Annotated in this window: 14 protein-coding genes and 1 pseudogene; 5 read left to right on the forward strand and 10 right to left on the reverse strand. The window is 66.2% G+C overall.

Annotated features, from left to right (window positions below; genetic code table 11):
- The first annotated feature begins 19 nt into the window (after positions 1-19).
- A complete protein-coding gene (locus KBW98_RS15610) occupies positions 20-433 on the forward strand; it encodes a MerC domain-containing protein (RefSeq protein WP_211521075.1) in 414 nt (137 codons plus the stop codon).
- On the opposite strand, the pseudogene KBW98_RS15615 reads toward KBW98_RS15610, so the two are convergent.
- The 8 genes and pseudogenes from KBW98_RS15615 to rpe form a co-directional block, all read right to left on the reverse strand.
- Positions 414-4,545: pseudogene (locus tag KBW98_RS15615) on the reverse strand (CheR family methyltransferase). The gene KBW98_RS15610 and the pseudogene KBW98_RS15615 sit on opposite strands and share 20 nt — an antisense overlap.
- A gap of 188 nt (positions 4,546-4,733) precedes the next feature.
- Entirely contained in the window at positions 4,734-5,534 is an 801-nt protein-coding gene (gene trpC / locus KBW98_RS15620) for an indole-3-glycerol phosphate synthase TrpC (protein WP_211521076.1), read from the reverse strand.
- A gap of 10 nt (positions 5,535-5,544) precedes the next feature.
- Entirely contained in the window at positions 5,545-6,180 is a 636-nt protein-coding gene (locus KBW98_RS15625; protein ID WP_211521077.1) for a LysE family translocator, read from the reverse strand.
- Positions 6,180-7,217 (reverse strand): anthranilate phosphoribosyltransferase, encoded by a 1,038-nt coding sequence (gene trpD / locus KBW98_RS15630; RefSeq protein ID WP_211521078.1) that lies wholly within the window; start codon positions 7,215-7,217, stop codon positions 6,180-6,182. Before trpD ends, KBW98_RS15625 begins: the two co-directional genes overlap by 1 nt.
- Positions 7,218-7,383: 166 nt before the next feature.
- Positions 7,384-7,947 (reverse strand): aminodeoxychorismate/anthranilate synthase component II, encoded by a 564-nt coding sequence (locus KBW98_RS15635; protein ID WP_211521079.1) that lies wholly within the window; start codon positions 7,945-7,947, stop codon positions 7,384-7,386.
- A 1-nt stretch (position 7,948) separates the two neighbouring features.
- Complete coding sequence (gene trpE, locus KBW98_RS15640) at positions 7,949-9,445, reverse strand: anthranilate synthase component I (RefSeq protein ID WP_211521080.1); 1,497 nt, start codon at positions 9,443-9,445, stop codon at positions 7,949-7,951.
- 204 nt (positions 9,446-9,649) lie between these two features.
- Entirely contained in the window at positions 9,650-10,348 is a 699-nt protein-coding gene (gph, locus tag KBW98_RS15645; protein WP_211521081.1) for a phosphoglycolate phosphatase, read from the reverse strand.
- The gene (gene rpe, locus KBW98_RS15650) at positions 10,348-11,019 is read right to left on the reverse strand and encodes a ribulose-phosphate 3-epimerase (RefSeq protein WP_211521082.1); all 672 of its coding nucleotides are present in this window, start codon (positions 11,017-11,019) and stop codon (positions 10,348-10,350) included. Before rpe ends, gph begins: the two co-directional genes overlap by 1 nt.
- Positions 11,020-11,187: 168 nt before the next feature.
- Between rpe and apaG the strand changes: the two genes are divergently transcribed.
- The gene (apaG, locus tag KBW98_RS15655) at positions 11,188-11,562 is read left to right on the forward strand and encodes a Co2+/Mg2+ efflux protein ApaG (protein WP_211521083.1); all 375 of its coding nucleotides are present in this window, start codon (positions 11,188-11,190) and stop codon (positions 11,560-11,562) included.
- Here apaG and KBW98_RS15660 read toward each other — a convergent pair whose 3' ends face one another.
- Complete coding sequence (locus KBW98_RS15660) at positions 11,563-11,721, reverse strand: hypothetical protein (protein WP_211521088.1); 159 nt, start codon at positions 11,719-11,721, stop codon at positions 11,563-11,565.
- 10 nt (positions 11,722-11,731) lie between these two features.
- Between KBW98_RS15660 and KBW98_RS15665 the strand changes: the two genes are divergently transcribed.
- Complete coding sequence (locus KBW98_RS15665) at positions 11,732-12,979, forward strand: murein transglycosylase A (protein WP_211521084.1); 1,248 nt, start codon at positions 11,732-11,734, stop codon at positions 12,977-12,979.
- Positions 12,980-13,224: 245 nt separating this feature from the next.
- Positions 13,225-14,349, forward strand: coding sequence for an acyltransferase (locus tag KBW98_RS15670; protein WP_211521085.1), 1,125 nt, complete (start codon positions 13,225-13,227; stop codon positions 14,347-14,349).
- Here the strand turns inward: KBW98_RS15670 and KBW98_RS15675 are convergent.
- On the reverse strand, positions 14,346-15,605 hold the full coding sequence (locus KBW98_RS15675) for an MFS transporter (RefSeq protein ID WP_211521086.1): 1,260 nt from the start codon (positions 15,603-15,605) through the stop codon (positions 14,346-14,348). The genes KBW98_RS15670 and KBW98_RS15675 overlap by 4 nt on opposite strands.
- A gap of 88 nt (positions 15,606-15,693) precedes the next feature.
- Here KBW98_RS15675 and KBW98_RS15680 point away from each other — a divergent pair, with 88 nt between their 5' ends.
- A complete protein-coding gene (locus KBW98_RS15680) occupies positions 15,694-16,473 on the forward strand; it encodes an enoyl-CoA hydratase (protein WP_211521087.1) in 780 nt (259 codons plus the stop codon).
- Positions 16,474-16,582 lie beyond the last annotated feature (109 nt).

Raw genomic sequence — 16,582 nt, forward strand, 5'->3', positions numbered from 1 at the left:
CGACAACCGGGAAAGGCACATGAAAAGCTTGATCAGGTTCGGCGACTACGCGGGCATGACGGCGTCCGCCCTCTGCCTGCTGCACTGCCTGGCGATGCCGCTGCTGATGGCGGCCTTCCCCATGCTGGGGCTGGCGCACGAACACGATGCCTTCCACGACAGCATCCTGGCCGCGGTCAGCATCCCGGTCCTGCTGTCGCTGCTGCCCGGCTACCTGCGCCACCGCGACCTGGCGGTGCTGGTGCTGGGCGCACTCGGCCTGGCCAGCTTCCTGGCCGCCGTGTTCATCCTCAGCCCGGTCTACGGCGAACTGGCCGAAGCGGCCGGCGCCGTGCTGAGCGGCGTGCTGCTGCTCAGCGCCCACATCCGCAACCGGCGCTTCTGCGCACGCTGCAGCAGCGCCGGCGCGGGGTCTACTGCGCCTTGCGCTTGAGCAGTTCGGGAATGATCGCCAGCAGGCGGTCGACCGACAAGGGCTTGCCCAGGTGCGCGGCGAAGCCGGCTTCGCGCGCATGGGCGATGTCCTGTTCGCGTCCGAGGCCGGTGACGGCCACCGCCGCCAGCTCGGCATACTGCGGCAGGGCGCGCGCCTCGCGCAGCAGGGCGTAGCCGTCCATTTCCGGCATCGAAATATCGGAGATCAAGAGGTCGACCGGCTCGCGCCGCATGATCTCGAGCGCCGCGCGCGCACTGGTGGCGGTCAGCACCACCGCGCCCTGCATCTCGAGCAGCGCCTGCATGACCTGGACCGCGTCTTCCATGTCGTCGACCAGCATGATGCGCAGTCCATCGATGCCGGCGCGCGCTTCTTGCTGCGCATCGTCGGCAGTCTTGCGCGCCTGTTCCATCAGCGGCAGCCAGACCGAGAAGCAGGCGCCCTTGCCGATGCCGGCGGAAGTCGCTTCGATGCGCCCGCCGTGCAGGATCACCAGCTCGCGCACCAGCGCCAGGCCGATGCCGAGGCCGCCTTTCGAGCGGGTCGTCACGGAATTCGGCTGGCCGAACATCTCGAAGATCTTGTCGAGGTTGGCGGCCGCGATCCCCTGGCCGCTGTCGGCCACGTCGAGGCGCAAGTGGTGGTCTTCGCGACCGAGGCGGACATCGATCCTGCCGCCCGCCGGCGTGAACTTGAGCGCATTGCTGAGCAGGTTCATGACCACCTGCTCCATGCGCACGGCGTCCGCCATCACCGTCATGTCCTCGTCGGTGCCGCGGAAGCTGATCTCGAGTTCGTGCGACATGGGATCGGCGCGCGCCACGTCGACGATGGTGCCGACCAGCTTGTTCATGTCCACCGCCGCCACCGACAAGCTCAGCTTGCCGGTGCGCACGCGCGACATGTCGAGCAGATCTTCGATGATCTTGGCCTGGCTGATGACCGAGCTGCGGATCGTGCCGGCGCAGCGCATCGCGGTGGCGGAGGCGCGCACCTCGGGCACCCGTGAAAGCAGCTCGACATTAATATTGATCATGTTGAGCGGCTGGCGCAGCTCGTGCGACATGATGGCCAGGAACTCGTCCTTCATCGCAGCATTGTTCTGGGCGTTGCGGCGCTCCTCGTGCTCGTGGCTGAGCGCTTCGTCGCGTTCGCTGTCCTGGCGCACGCGGGCGGTCTGGTCGCGTGCGATCTTGGCATAGCCGTAGGCCGCCGCCGGTCCCAGCGGCGTGGTGACGCCGCTGGCGAAGAAGCGGCTGCCGTCCTTGCGCACATGCCAGCGCTCGTCCTCGGAGCGGCCTTCCTCGCGCGCGCGTCGCATTTCCTCGTCGGGCGCACCCCGTTCCAGGTCCTCGGGCGTGAACAGGCGGTCGAGCAGGCTGCCCAGCATCTCGGTTTCGCTGTAGCCGAAGATGCGCATCGCGCCCTTGTTCCAGCTGGTGACGCGGCCGGCGGCGTCGGTCGTGACGATCGCGTAGTCATTGGTGCTTTCGGCCACCAGGCGCATGCGCGCGTCGGTGGCGCGCGCATGTTCCTCGGCCTGGCGGCGCGCGCTGATGTCGAAGAAGGTCATCACCGCGCCTTCGATCCGGTCTTCCACGGTGCGGTAGGGCAGCAGGCGCACGATGTAGTAATGGCCGTCGTTGCTGCGCACTTCGCGTTCCACCAGGCGCAGGGTGTCGAAGGTGTGGCTGACGTCTTCCGCCAGCTGGTCGTAGTCGAGCGTGTGGGTCAGGTCCAGCAGCGAGCGGCCGATATCGCTGGGGATGATGCTGAAGATGTCGGTGGCGCGCGGCGTGAAGCGCTTGATGCGCAGGCTGCTGTCGACGAAGATGGTGGCGATGTCGGTCGAGGCGATCAGGTTGTTCAGGTCGTCGTTGGCCTTGCCCGTTTCCTCGACCTTGACCTTGAGCTCGTAATTCACCGTGATCAGCTCTTCGTTGACGGACTGCAGTTCTTCCTTGCTGGTTTCCAGTTCCTCGGTGGCCGAGCGCAGCTCTTCGTTGATGGCCTGCAGCTCTTCGTTGGAGGCGCGCAGCTCCTCGGTGGAGATCTCGGCGTATTCGATGGTTTCCTGCAGCTGTTCCTTCTTGCGCTGCAACTCCGCCTCGAGCTGGAACAGGACGGCGTCGCTGCCGCTGGGCAGGCCCTCGGGCGGCACGATCACCAGGTCGGGCGCCACTTCGCCGAACAGGAGCAGGGTGAAATCTTCGGCGCTTTCTTCGTCCCGATAAGACAGGACCTTCATGGCGACCATGAGCTTCCGGTCGGGCAGGCTGACGGCGATATGGCGGCAGTGCACCTTGTCGTGGGTCTGCTGGGACTGGTACAGCGCGCTGCGCAGTTCCAGCCGCAGTTCGGGCAGCACCAGCGACAGCACATTGCGCGAGAGTTCGCCGCCGCCGAGGCGCAGGAACTTGCCGGCGTCCTGGGACATATGGACCACGTTGCCCTCGCGGTCGATCACCAGCGAAGGCGGCGAGTACTGGGCCAGCGCGCGCTGGTGCACTTCGGCGTAGGAGAACTGGCGGCGCACGGGCTGGGACACGCCCGGCTGGGGCAGGCGGGCGGCGCTTCCCGGCACGGCGCCGCCGTAGGCGACGCTGCGCGCGGTCGGACGGGCGCGGTAGATGCGGTTCTTCTTGTCGACCGGGATGAAGAAGTCCGACAGCGACTCGGCCGACTCGGAACTGCCCAGGAACAGGTAGCCGCCCGGCTTGAGCGCGAAATGAAACACCTCCAGCACCCGGGCCTGTACGTCGCGGTTCAGGTAGATCAGCAGGTTGCGGCAGGAAACCATGTCGAGCCGCGAGAAGGGCGGATCGCGCAGCACATTGTGCGAGGCGAACAGGATGCGGTCGCGGATGGCCTTGCGGATCCGGTAGCGGTCGCCGTCCTTGGTGAAATGCGCAGCCGGACCGGCGCCACGTCGGTGATGATCGAGGCGGGATAGACGCCGCTGCGGGCCTGTGCGATGGCGTGCTCGTCGATGTCCGAGGCGAACACCTGGAAGGGCGGCGCCGCCTGCTGCTCGGCGCTGTGGTCGGCCAGCAGCATCGCCATCGAATAGGCTTCCTCGCCGCTCGAGCAGGCCGCGACCCAGACCCTGACCTCGTCGGTGGGCAGCTTGTCCTTGAACAGCTCGGGAATGATGTCGCGCTCGACCGCTTCGAAGGCTTCGCGGTCGCGGAAGAAATTGGTCACGCCGATGAGCATGTCGTCGAGCAGGGCGGCATGCTCGCGCGGATCGGATTCCAGCAGCTCGCAGTATTCCGGCAGGGTATGCACGGCCCGCACCTGCAGGCGCCGTTCGATGCGCCGCAGCACGGTGGCGCGCTTGTATTGCCTGAAATCGTGGCCGGTATTGGTCAGGAGGATGCGGACGATGTTCTGCAGGGCGGCCTCGGCCAGGTCGGCCGCCTCCGGCTCGGGCGGAAGCGCGACCAGGTCCTCGCCGTCGCCCGCAGGCGGCAGCTCGATGATGCGCGCGTTGTCCCACAGTTCGATCAGTTTCTGCGGAATGTCAATCAGGGGCAGGACGAAGTCGACCATGCCGGTGCGGATCGCCGCCGCCGGCATCCCTTCGTGCTCGGCGTCCTCCGGGCTTTGCGCCAGCGTGACGCCGCCCTGTTCCTTGATCCGGGTGATCCCGACCGCGCCATCCGAGCCGGTTCCAGACAGGACCACCGCCACCGCACGCTCGCGGTGGACTTCGGCCAGGGTGCGGAAGAACACATCGATGGCGATATGGCCTCCACGCGGGCGCTTGAGCTCGGAAACGCTCAGCATGCCGTCGACCATCGACAGCTGCACGTTGGGAGCGATGACATAGACATGGTCGGGTTCGAGCCGTACCGGGTCGGTGACCTGGAGCACCGGCATCCTGGTCGCCCGCTGCAACACATTGTCGGCCGAACTCTCGTGCTTGGGGGACAGGTGCAGGATCACGACGATGGCCATGCCCGTGCTTGCAGCGTGTGCTCGAACAGGCGTATGAGCGCAGGCAGGCCCCCGGCGGACGCGCCGATGCCGACCACGGGAAAATGGAGATGGCTCGGCGGGGCATTTCCTTCGGTCGGCGTGGATTGCTCGTTGGCGCGGTCGTTCATGGCGGTGCGGCCTCAATGGTGAAGGCGCCAGTCTAGTTGATTCCGCACTAATATTGTCAGGGCGACGCGCCAAGTGCTTCTTTTTTTTACTTTTTTGCTGGATGTCGACGAAAAGCTGCGGTCCGGCAATGACCGCGGCGGGTGTTCGTTCGTGAAGCGGCAGGGCGGCGGGCGCCGCCGCGGAAGGGTCAGCGGAACAGGCGTTCCAGTTCCGCGCCCGGATCGGCGGCGCGCATGAAGGCCTCGCCGACCAGGAAGGCGTGCACGTTCGCCGCGCGCATGCGCGCCACGTCGCTTGGGCCGAGGATGCCCGATTCGGTCACCACCAGGCGGTCTGGCGGAATGCGGTCGAGCAGGCCGAGGGTGGTGTCGAGCGTGACCTCGAAGGTACGCAGGTTGCGGTTGTTGATGCCCACCAGCGGGGTGCGCAGCTTCAGGGCCGCATCCAGTTCCGCGCCGTCGTGCACTTCCACCAGCACGTCCATGCCCAGTTCCAGCGCGCAAGCTTCCAGTTCCGCCATCAGGCCGTGGTCGAGGGCCGAGACGATCAGCAGGATCGCATCGGCGCCCATGGCGCGCGCCTCGTACACCTGGTAGAGGTCGACCATGAAATCCTTGCGCAGCACCGGCAGAGCGCAGGCAGCGCGCGCCTGGCGCAGGTAGTCGGGCGAGCCCTGGAAGAACTGCAGGTCGGTCAGCACCGACAGGCAGGCCGCGCCATGTTCGGCATAGCTCCGGGCGATCGCGGCCGGCTGGAAGTCCGGGCGCAGCACGCCTTTCGAGGGCGAGGCTTTCTTGACTTCGGCGATCACGCCGGCGTGGCCGGCGCCGATCCTGGCGCGCAGGCTGCGCTCGAAACCGCGCAGGGCGCGGCGCGCATCGAGGTCGCTCTCGACCTCGCGGCGCAGGCTGGGGAGGTCGCGCTGTTTTTTTGCGGCGGCGACTTCGTCGGCCTTGACGGCCAGGATCTTGTTCAGGATGTCGGACATGAAAAAACCTTTAGTGTTGCTTCGACAGCGCCAGCTTGACGCCGAGCCAGATGAACAGGCCGCCGGTGGCGCGGTTCAGCCACAGGGTGACGGCGGCAGGCGGCTTGAGGCGGGCGCTGGCCTGGGCCGTGAACAGCGCCAGGGCGTGGCACCACAGCATGCCGTTGATGTTGAAGATGCAGCCCAGGACAACGAAGGCCAGCGCCTTGCTCGGCGCCTCATGGCTGATGAACTGGGGCACGAAAGCGAGGAAGAACAAGGCCACCTTCGGGTTCAGCACATTGGTCAGGAAGCCCTGCGCGAAGATCTTCCGGTAGGGCAGTGGCGGCAGCACGGGCGCCGCCGTCGAGCTGTCGCGCGGCTTGCTGCGCAACAGGCCATAGGCCATGTAGAGGATGTAGGCGGCACCTAGCAGCTTGACCACGGTGAACGCGGTGGCCGAGGTCGCGAGCACGGCCGACATGCCGAGCGCCGCCGCGAAGATGTGCACGAAGGTGCCGGCGCCGATGCCCAGCGCGGCGGCCGATCCGGCCTTCCAGCCCTGGCTGGCGCTGCGCGTCATGATCAGGAGCGAGTCCGGTCCCGGCATGATGTTGAGCATCAGGCCGGCGGCGACGAAGACGCCCAGGTCCTGGATGCCGACCATCACGCCACCCCGGCGAGCTGGCGCGTCACGCTCACGAACTGCTCGAGCTTGGCCAGGGCGGCGCCGGAAGCGATCGCTTCGCGCGCCTTGGCCAGGCCTGCCTCGATGGAGGGCGCGACGCCCGCCGCGTACAGCGCGGTGCCGGTGTTCAGGGCCACGATGTCGGTCGCCGGGCCCGGTTCGCCGCGCAGGGCTTCGAGCACGCGCGCCTTCGATTCGGTCTTGTCGGCCACCTTCAGGTTGCGGCTGGAGATCATCTGCATGCCGTAGTCCTCTGGATGGATCTCGTATTCGCGGATCTCGCCGTCGATCAGTTCACCGACTAGGGTGCCGGCGCCGAGCGAGACCTCGTCCATGTTGTCGCGGCCCCACACCACCATCGCATGCTGGGCGCCGAGGCGCTGCAGCACGCGCACCTGGATACCGACCAGGTCGGGGTGGAACACGCCCATCAGGATATTCGGCGCGCCGGCCGGATTGGTGAGCGGTCCCAGGATGTTGAAGATGGTGCGCACGCCCATCTCGCGCCGCACCGGGGCGGCGAACTTCATGGCGGCGTGGTGATTGGGCGCGAACATGAAGCCGATGCCGGTCTGGGCGATCGACTGGGCGATCTGTTCGGGCTTCAGGTCGATGTGAGCCCCCAGGGCCTCGATCACGTCGGCGCTGCCCGAGGACGAGGACACGCTGCGCCCGCCGTGCTTGGCGATGCGCGCGCCGGCGGCGGCCGCCACGAACATCGAGGCGCTGGAGATGTTGAAGGTATTGGCGCCGTCGCCGCCGGTGCCGACGATGTCGAGCAGGTTGGTGGTGTCGGCCATCGGCACCTTGGTCGAGAATTCGCGCATCACCTGGGCGGCGGCGGTGATCTCGCCGATGGTTTCCTTCTTCACGCGCAGGCCCATGGTCAGGGCCGCGATCATGGTGGGGGACATCTCGCCCGACATGATCTGGCGGAACAGGTGCAGCATCTCGTCGTGGAAGATCTCGCGGTGTTCGATGCAGCGCAGCAGGGCTTCTTGGGGGGTGATCGGCATGGCGGGTCCAGTTTTCTAAGAGTGAACGTCTGCTTTACCCCGTCATCCCGGCGAAGGCCGGGATCCAAGTTTGCGTGCCCAGCGACGACGTTTGACGCAGGCGGAACGCGGCGGACTTGGGTTCCGGCCTTCGCCGGAACGACGGTTCAGGGGCTGGTGGCTCGAATCAGCGCGTCAGGAAATTCTTGAGCAGCGTATGCCCATGCTCCGACAGGATCGACTCGGGATGGAATTGCACCCCCTCGATGTCGTACTCCTTGTGCCGCACGCCCATGATCTCGCCGTCGTCGGTCCAGGCCGTCACTTCCAGGCAGTCCGGCAGCGAGGACCGTTCAATGGCGAGCGAGTGGTAGCGGATCACCGTGAACGGCGTCGGCAAATCCTTGAACACGCCTTCGCCCGTATGCGCGATGAGCGAAGTCTTGCCGTGCATGACCTGCTTGGCGCGGATCACCTTGCCGCCGAAGGCTTCGCCGATCGCCTGGTGTCCCAGGCACACGCCCAGGATCGGCAGCTTGCCCTTGAATTCGCGCAGGATGTCGAGCGACAGGCCGGCATCCTTGGGGGCCTTCGGCCCGGGCGAGATGCAGATGCGGTCGGGCCGCATGGCCGCGATCTGCTCCAGCGTGATCTCGTCGTTGCGCACGGTGACCACCTCTTCGCCGAGCTCGCCGAAATACTGGACGATGTTGTAGGTGAAGGAATCGTAGTTGTCGATCATGAGCAGCATGTCAGAACTCCCCATCCAGGCCGTCTTGCACCTGTTCGGCCGCGCGCAGCACCGCGCGCGCCTTGTTCTCGGTTTCCTGCCATTCCATCTCGGGAATGGAGTCGGCCACGATGCCGGCCGCGGCCTGCACGTAGAGGTTGCCGTCCTTGATCACGCCGGTGCGGATCGCGATCGCGACGTCCATCTCGCCCCCAAAAGAAAGGTAGCCGCAGGCGCCGCCATAGATGCCGCGCTTGACCGGCTCGAGCTCGTCGATCACTTCCATGGCGCGCACCTTCGGCGCACCGGTCAGGGTGCCGGCCGGGAAGGTGGCGCGCAGCACGTCGAGGTTCGACATGCCGTCCTTGAGCACACCTTCCACGTTGGACACGATGTGCTGCACGTGCGAGTACTTCTCGATCACCATGCGGTCGGTGACCTTGACGCTGCCGGTCCGCGCGATGCGGCCGATGTCGTTGCGCGCCAGGTCGATCAGCATCACGTGCTCGGCGACTTCCTTCGGATCGGACAGCAGCTCGTCGGCCAGCTCGGCGTCGCGCTCCGGCGTCGAACCGCGCGGGCGGGTGCCGGCGATCGGGCGCAGGGTGACCTTCTTGCCGCCCTCCGCCAGGGCTTCATTGCGCACCAGGATCTCCGGCGAGGCGCCGACGATCTGCATGTCGCCGAAGTTGTAGTAGTACATGTAGGGCGAGGGATTCAGCGAACGCAGCGAGCGGTACAGCGACAGCGGCGAATCCACGTAGGGCTTGCGGATGCGCTGGCCGATCTGCACCTGCATCAGGTCGCCGGCCATCACGTATTCGTGGGCCTTGGCCACCGCCTTCAGGTAGTCTTCCTTGCCGAAGTCGCGCACGGCTTCGGTCCGCACGGAGCTCGAGGTCACCGGCGCGTCCACGCTCCGGCGCAGCATCATGCGCAGATCCTTTAGGCGCTGGCGCGCTTTCGCATAGGCTTCCGGCTGGGCCGGATCGGCGTAGACGATCAGGTAGAGCTTGCCCGACAGGTTGTCGATCACCGCCAGTTCCTCGGTGAGCATCAGCTGGATGTCCGGCAGGCCCAGCTCGTCCGGCGGGCAGCTGTGCGCCAGCTTGCGCTCGATGTGGCGTACGGTGTCGTAGCCGAAATAGCCGGCCAGGCCGCCGCAGAAGCGCGGCAGGCCGGGGCGCAGCGCGACCTTGAAGCGGCTCTGGTACTGTTCGATGAAGTCGAGCGGGTTGCCGTCGAAGGTCTCGGTCACTTCGCCGTGCTTGACGACCTCGGTCAGGTTGCCGCTGGTGCGCACCAGGGTATGGGCCGGCAGGCCGATGAAGGAGAAGCGCCCGAAGCGCTCGCCGCCGACGACCGACTCCAGCAGGAAGGTGTTCTTGCCGTTCTTCTGGGACTGGGCCAGCTTGAGGTAGAGCGTGAGCGGGGTCTCGAGATCGGCGAAGGCCTCGGCGATGAGCGGAATGCGGTTGTAGCCCTGGTTGGCCAGCGATTTGAATTCGAGTTCGGTCATGTTCTTCTCCAGGCCGCCCGTGAGGGAAGAGGGCGGTGGTGCACTTCAAAAAACCTGCCGGGGGTCAGCGCAAAGCGCGAATGCAACCGGCAGCAATCAAGACGGGTTAGTTAGCCCAGGATTGCCAGCGTCGCCACAGCCAGGCCTCAAGGGCGCCGGTCTGGTTGACAGTGTGTTTTTTGGTGAAAAACATGTATAGATAAGTTAGGTGGCTGTGCGGTTGTGGGCACGAATCAAGGCTGCCGCATCTAGCAGCGAACTCACTATACCATCAGAATTAATTTCTTGTACAGGCCGTCCGTGGTTATAACCATATGGCACGGTGAGCACATAACAGCCCGCGGCGCGCGCGCTTTCCGCATCGTTGGACGAGTCGCCGATCGCCACCACCGTCGATGGCGCCAGGTCGAGCGCGGCGCACGCGCCCAGCATCGGCATGGGGTCCGACTTCTTCTTCGCGAACGAATCGCCGCCGAAGACCTGCTCGAAATAAGGCGCGAGGCCTTTCTGGTCGAGCAGCGGCAGGGTGAAGGCGAGCGGCTTGTTGGTGACGCAGACCAGGCGCAGACCGTCGGCACGCATCGCTTCGAGACCTTCGATCACGCCCTCGAACAGGGTGCTGCGGTCGCCGTTGATCGCCAGGTAGTGGCGCTGGTAGGCGGCCATCGCGTCGGGGTGGATGGCGTCCACGCGCTCAGCAATCCAGTCGAGCAGCAGGGCGTCGCGCACCAGCTTCTCGGAACCCTTGCCGACCATGGGCTTGATGACGGCCTGGGTGATGGGACCCAGGCCCAGTTCGGCGCGCATGCCGTTCAGGGCCGCTTCGAAGTCGGGCACCGTGTCGAGCATGGTGCCGTCCAGGTCGATGATGGCGGCCTTGATCGCCGCTGCGCCGCTACGCATCAGTTGCCCACTTTGGCCAGTTCGGCGCGCATGGCGTCGATCACGGCCTTGTAGTCCGGCTTGCCGAAGATGGCCGAGCCGGCCACGAAGGTGTCGGCGCCGGCCGCCGCGGCTTCGGCGATGTTCTCGGCCTTGATGCCGCCGTCGACCTCCAGCATGATGTCGCGGCCCGATTCGTCGATCATGCGGCGCGCCATGGCGATCTTCTTGAGCGCCTGGGGAATGAAGGACTGGCCGCCGAAGCCCGGGTTGACCGACATGATCAGGATCATGTCGATCTTGTCCATCACGTGTTCCAGGTAGTGCAGCGGGGTGTGCGGGTTGAACACCAGGCCGGCCTTGCAGCCGTTGTCGCGGATCAGCTGCAGGGTGCGGTCGATGTGTTCCGAGGCTTCCGGGTGGAAGGTGATGATGTTGGCGCCGGCCTTGGCGAAGTCCGGGATGATGCGGTCGACCGGCTTGACCATCAGGTGCACGTCGATCGGCACCTGCACGTGCGGGCGGATCGCCTGGCAGACCAGCGGGCCGATGGTCAGGTTCGGGACGTAATGGTTGTCCATCACGTCGAAGTGGATGATGTCGGCGCCGGCGGCGACGACGTTGCGCACTTCCTCGCCCAGGCGGGCGAAATCGGCGGACAGGATGCTGGGGGCGATGCGGTAGGTGGTCATGATGGCAATGCGCTAAAGGGAATCCGCTATTTTACGCTGCACCATGGCAAGGTGCAGCGCACTGGCGACCAGAATCGGCGCCAGGCGGTATGATTGTCGTTTGCGCCACACAGCGCCGCCCGGCGGGCCGCGCCCGCCGGGCAGGCCAACACCCTGCAAGGAAAACCCATGCCTGTCTACGATTTCGCCGTCACCGTCAAAACGCAATACCTGGAGGACCAGTCCAACCCGGACAAGGACCATTTCGTCTTCGCGTATACGATTACGATCAAGAACACGGGCGACATCGCCGCGCAGCTGATCTCACGTCATTGGGTGATCACCGATGCCAACAACAAGATCCAGGAAGTCCGGGGACTCGGCGTGGTCGGCCACCAGCCGCTGCTGCAGCCGGGTGAACAGTTCGAATATTCGAGCGGGACCCAGCTCGCCACGCCGCAGGGTTCGATGGGCGGCGAATACTTCTGCGTGGCCGAGGACGGCCACCGTTTCGAGGTCGCGATCCCCGAGTTCCTGCTGTCGCTGCCGCGCACCCTGCATTGATCAGGGTTCGGGCTTGTCGCGGGCGCTGTCGCGACTGTTATCGCGACTGCTCATGTTGTTATCGCGGTCCACATCCTTCCGGCCGGCGAACATCGTCCACCAGACGATAAATACGAGCAGGAACAGCGCCACGCCGGCTTCCACCATCAAGATCCACATATCGGTCCTTATGCTTACGACACGCCGCAGTGTACCCGCTTCGCTTGCTCTCGTCGCCTTCCTGGGCGCCTGCTCGACCACGCCGCAGCCGCCGGCCCCGCCGCAACCCTCCACGCCGCCGCCGGGCCAGCCGGACATCCGGATGCCGCCGCCGGTGGGGCCCGTCGGGGTTCCTCCGGCCCAGCCGCCGGTGCAGCCTCCCGCGCCGCCGCCGCCTGCGCCGCCCTTGACCCCGGTCGACTTCGGCGTACTGCCCGGCTGGCAGCAGGACGACCTGCGCCAGGCCTGGCCGGCCTTCCTGCAGTCCTGCCGCGTGCTGGCCTCGCGCGCCGACTGGTCCGCGCCCTGCGCGGCGGCGCGCCCGGTCGACGCCCAGGACGGCGCCGCCATCCGCGCCTATTTCGAGGCCTATTTTGTGCCGAACATGGTGCGCAACCCGGACGGTACCGACACCGGCATGATTACCGGCTACTACGAGGCCATGCTCTACGGCGCCCGCAAGCGCGGCGGCGCCTACCAGACCCCGCTCTACCGCGTGCCGGACGACCTGCTCACGATCGACCTGGGCAGCGTCTATCCCGACCTGAAGGGACGGCGCCTGCGCGGCCGCCTGCAGGGCAAGACCGTGGTCCCCTACAGCAGCCGCGCCGAGATCGCACGCGCGCCGCTGGCGGGCAAGGAACTGCTATGGGTGAACGATCCGGTCGAGGCCTTCTTCCTGGAGGTGCAGGGCTCGGGCCGGGTCCAGCTGGACAGCGGCGAGACCGTGCGCGTGGCCTACGGCGACCAGAACGGCCATCCGTACAAGGCCATCGGCCGCTGGTTCGTGGAGCAGGGCATCATGACGGCCGACCAGGTGTCGGCGCAGTCGATCCGCGCCTGGCTGGCCGCCAATCCGGAGCGCCGCCAGGAGCTGTTCAACGTCAATCCCAGCTATATCTTCTTCCGCGAAGAGAAGGTGACCGACCCGAACGTGGGGCCGCGCGGCTCGCTCAACGTGCCGCTCACGCCGGGACGCTCGGTGGCGATCGACCGGACCATCCTGCCGCTGGGCGCGCCGATCTGGCTGTCGACCACCTTCCCGAAGGACGGCGCGACCCTGCAGCGCCTGGTGATGGGGCAGGACACGGGCGGCGCCATCCGCGGCGCGGTGCGCGCCGACTTCTTCTACGGCTTCGGGCCGGAGGCGGTGGAAAACGCAGGCTTGATGAAGCAGCCGGGCCAGCTGTGGGTACTGTTGCCGAAAACTGCTCCGTAAGCGCGCCGTAGGGTCGGCGGCTCTGCCGCCGACGCGTTCAACCGGTGTCCGCCGGCCCGTGCACAAGACAGCAAAGGCTGGCGATTCGGCGCGTCGGCGGCGAAGCCGCCAAGCCTACCGGGTAGCGGCCCGGACCGGAACGTTGTCGCGTCCCGGTTTTTTTGCGTATGCAAAAACGTTAGGCAATATCTTCGTGATAACATTCTCATGTTGTTTTTACAAGAAGCAAGATCGCGAGGTTGTCCATGCAAAAAGAATTCTCCATTTACCTGGATGCGCTGCGCATTTTTGCTGCCTCGCTGGTGGTCCTGCTGCACACCGACCTGCGCTACCTGACGCCGGGCCACCCGCTCAACACGATCGGCCATGAAGCCGTCGTGATCTTCTTCGTGCTGTCCGGCTTCGTGATCTCGTATATCACCAGCACGCGCGAACGCACCCCCATCGATTACTGGTCCAGCCGCATCGCGCGGTTCTACCCGCTGGTCATCCCCACCATCCTGCTCACTCCCGTGCTGGACATGATCGGGCAGCAGTTCGGCCCCCAGTTCTACGCCGACGGCAAGACCACCGAAGGCGGAGCGCTGCTGCGCATGGGGATCAGCATGTTCTTCATGAACCAGTCCTGGAACCAGGCGGTCATGCTGTTCTCGAACATTCCGTTCTGGTCGCTCTGCTACGAGATGTGGTACTACGTGCTGTTCGCGATCGCCTTTTTCTGCAGCGGACGCCGCCGCGTGCTCCTGCTGCTCGGCGCCTGCCTGCTGATCGGCCCCAAGATCCTGCTGCTGTTCCCGGTGTGGATGCTGGGCGTCTGGATCCACCGCGACAAGCGCCTCGAGCGGCTCGGCGAACCGGTGTACTGGATCCTGTTCATCGGCTCGGTGCTGGCCTTCATCTGGTTCTGCGATGCGCGCATGACCCAGGTCGGCAAGGGCATCAGCAAGGAAATGCTCGGTCCGAAGTACTTCGAGCTGATCGCCCACTCGCGCTATTTCGTCACCGACTACCTGCTGGGACTGATCGTCGCGGCCAACTTCATCGGCTTCCGCGGCATCGGCCATCGCTTCGCCCTGCCGTTCCGGGTCCTCGAAAAGCCGATCCGCTGGGCCGCCAGCTTCACCTTCCCGTTGTACCTCCTGCACCAGCCGCTGGTGCAGTTCTACGGCGCGCTCATCAACGGCGACCCGACCGGCTACCTGTTCTTCTTCGAAGTGCTCGGCGCCACCGTCCTGACCGTGGTGGCGATCGGCACGCTGGCCGAGCGCACCCGTTACCGGACCCGCAACTGGATCCGGGCGCGCCTCGAAGCGCTGGCCGCCGCCTGGCAAGGCTTCCGCTCGCGCGGCGCCCCGGCCAGCCCCGCCTAGTCTCTGACCTGGCGCAGGGTGGTGTAGCTCACCATCCACACCGTCAGCGCGATCGCGCCCGCCGCGATGCAGCCCAGCGCCGTGCGCACGCTGTACAGGTCGGCCACGGCGCCGGCGGCGAGCGCGCCCAGCGGGGCGGTGGCCACCGTGAGGAAGCGCATGGTCGACACCATCCGTCCCAGGAATGCGTCCGGCGTCACGCGCTGGCGCAAGGCGATGTAGGGAATAAAGAACAGCATCGCGCCGGCGTCGAACAGGAACACCAGTCCACCATAGGCGGCGGCCGTCAGCACCGGAATGCCCAGCCAGTCGCGCGGCAGCAGCGGCAGCAGGGCGAAGGTGACCGCGGTCAGCGCGGCGCCCAGCACGATCACGCCGCCGGTGCCGAAGCGCGTCGTCAGCGGCTTGATGACCACGGTCGCCACCAGGATGCCAACGCCGCCCAGCATTTGCGCCACCCCCAGCACGCCGGGCGGCATGCCGAGCACGCGGGTCGCGTACAGGACCTGGAGCGCGGTATAGCCGTAAAAGAGCAGGTGCCAGAAGCCGGAGGCCCAGGCCAGCTGGCGCAGCAGGTCGTGGCGCCAGACGAAGCGCAGGCCATCGATCATGTCGTGCAGCGGATGGCCGCCGGGCGCCGCCGGTTGCGGCTCCTTGGCGCGGATGCGGCGCAGGTTGGCGACCGAGAACAGGAAGGTGGCGGCTTCGCAGGCGATCGCCACTGGCGCGGTGAGCAGCTGGACCAGGATGCCGGCGATGCCGGGGCCGGCCAGCTTGGCGGCCGACTCGGTCGCCGTCAGGCGGGTCTGGGCGTCGATCAGGCGCTCGCGGCCGACCAGGAAGGTGGTGAAGATCTGTTCCGCGCTGCCGCCCACCACCAGGCCCATACCCATCACGAAGCCGACCAGGTACAGCCAGTAGATATTCAGCCAGCCCAGCCACCAGGCAAGAGGCACCGAGGCGAGCACCAGCCCTTGCGTGAATTGCGACAGGCGCAGGATGGGCAGGCGGCGGCAGCGCTCCAGCAGCACGCCCACCGGCAGGCCGAAGATGGCAAAGGGCAGGGACTGCAGGGCGGCGAGCACACCCATCTGGGCCGGCGTGGCGTGCAGCAGCAGCACCGCACACAAGGGCAGGGCCAGCGCGGTGACCTGGCCGCCGAACTGGTTGAGCGTGCAGCTTAGCCAGAAGCAGCGGAAATCGGCGTCCTTCAATAAGGGATCGTGACGCAGCTGGCTCAGGCTGGGGAATCCCATGCGGCTCTCTGTGGATTTGGCAAGCCGGACATCATAGCAGTCGCGCTACAATCGCGGATTACGTGTCATTTCTACAAAGGGGTGTTTTATGCAATACGCAGACCTGCTGATCGAGCAGCACGGAAAAGTCGCCGTCATCCGCCTGAACCGTCCGAAAGCGATGAACGCGCTGAACGACAACATGATGAACGAGCTGGGCGACGCCCTGCACAAGTTCGACGCCGACCCGGCGGTGAACGTCATCGTGCTGACCGGCAGCGAAAAGGTCTTTGCGGCCGGCGCGGATATCGCGGCGATGGCGAACTACACCTATGCGGCCGACACCTATCCCGGCAACTACATCGGCCGCAACTGGGAACACATCCTCGATATCCGCAAGCCGGTGATCGGCGTCGTGTCGGGCTATTGCCTGGGCGGCGGCTGCGAGCTGGCGATGATGTGCGACTTCCTGATCGCCGCCGATAGCGCCAAGTTCGGCCAGCCCGAGATCAAGGTGGGCGTCACCCCGGGCGCCGGTGGCACCCAGCGCCTGCCGCGCGCCATCGGCAAGGCCAAGGCCATGGACCTGCTGCTGACCACCCGCATGATCGACGCGGCCGAAGCCGAGCGCACCGGCCTGGTGTCGCGCGTGTACCCGGCGGACAGCGTGATGGACGAAGCGCTCAAGGTTGCCCAGGGCATCGCCGACATGCCGGTGTCGGTTGCAATGCAGATCAAGGATTGCGTCAACCAGGCTTACCAGATGCCGCTGACCGAAGCGGTGCGCTACGAGCGCCGCTATTTCCACGCCGGCTTCGGCACCCCGGCGCAAAAAGAAGGCATGTCCGCCTTCCTCGAGAAGCGCAAGCCGAACTTCGAAGGCCTGTAACTGTCTATATGCACTGGGGCGTGAGCCCCACCCCTTGGGCGCCGTCAACGGCGCCCAAGGGCGAAAACGCAACAGTTGAAATGCCTCTTGCGCAAGCCTCTGCCGGTTT

This window comes from Massilia sp. ST3, assembly GCF_018119405.1.
Lineage (GTDB): Bacteria > Pseudomonadota > Gammaproteobacteria > Burkholderiales > Burkholderiaceae_D > Telluria.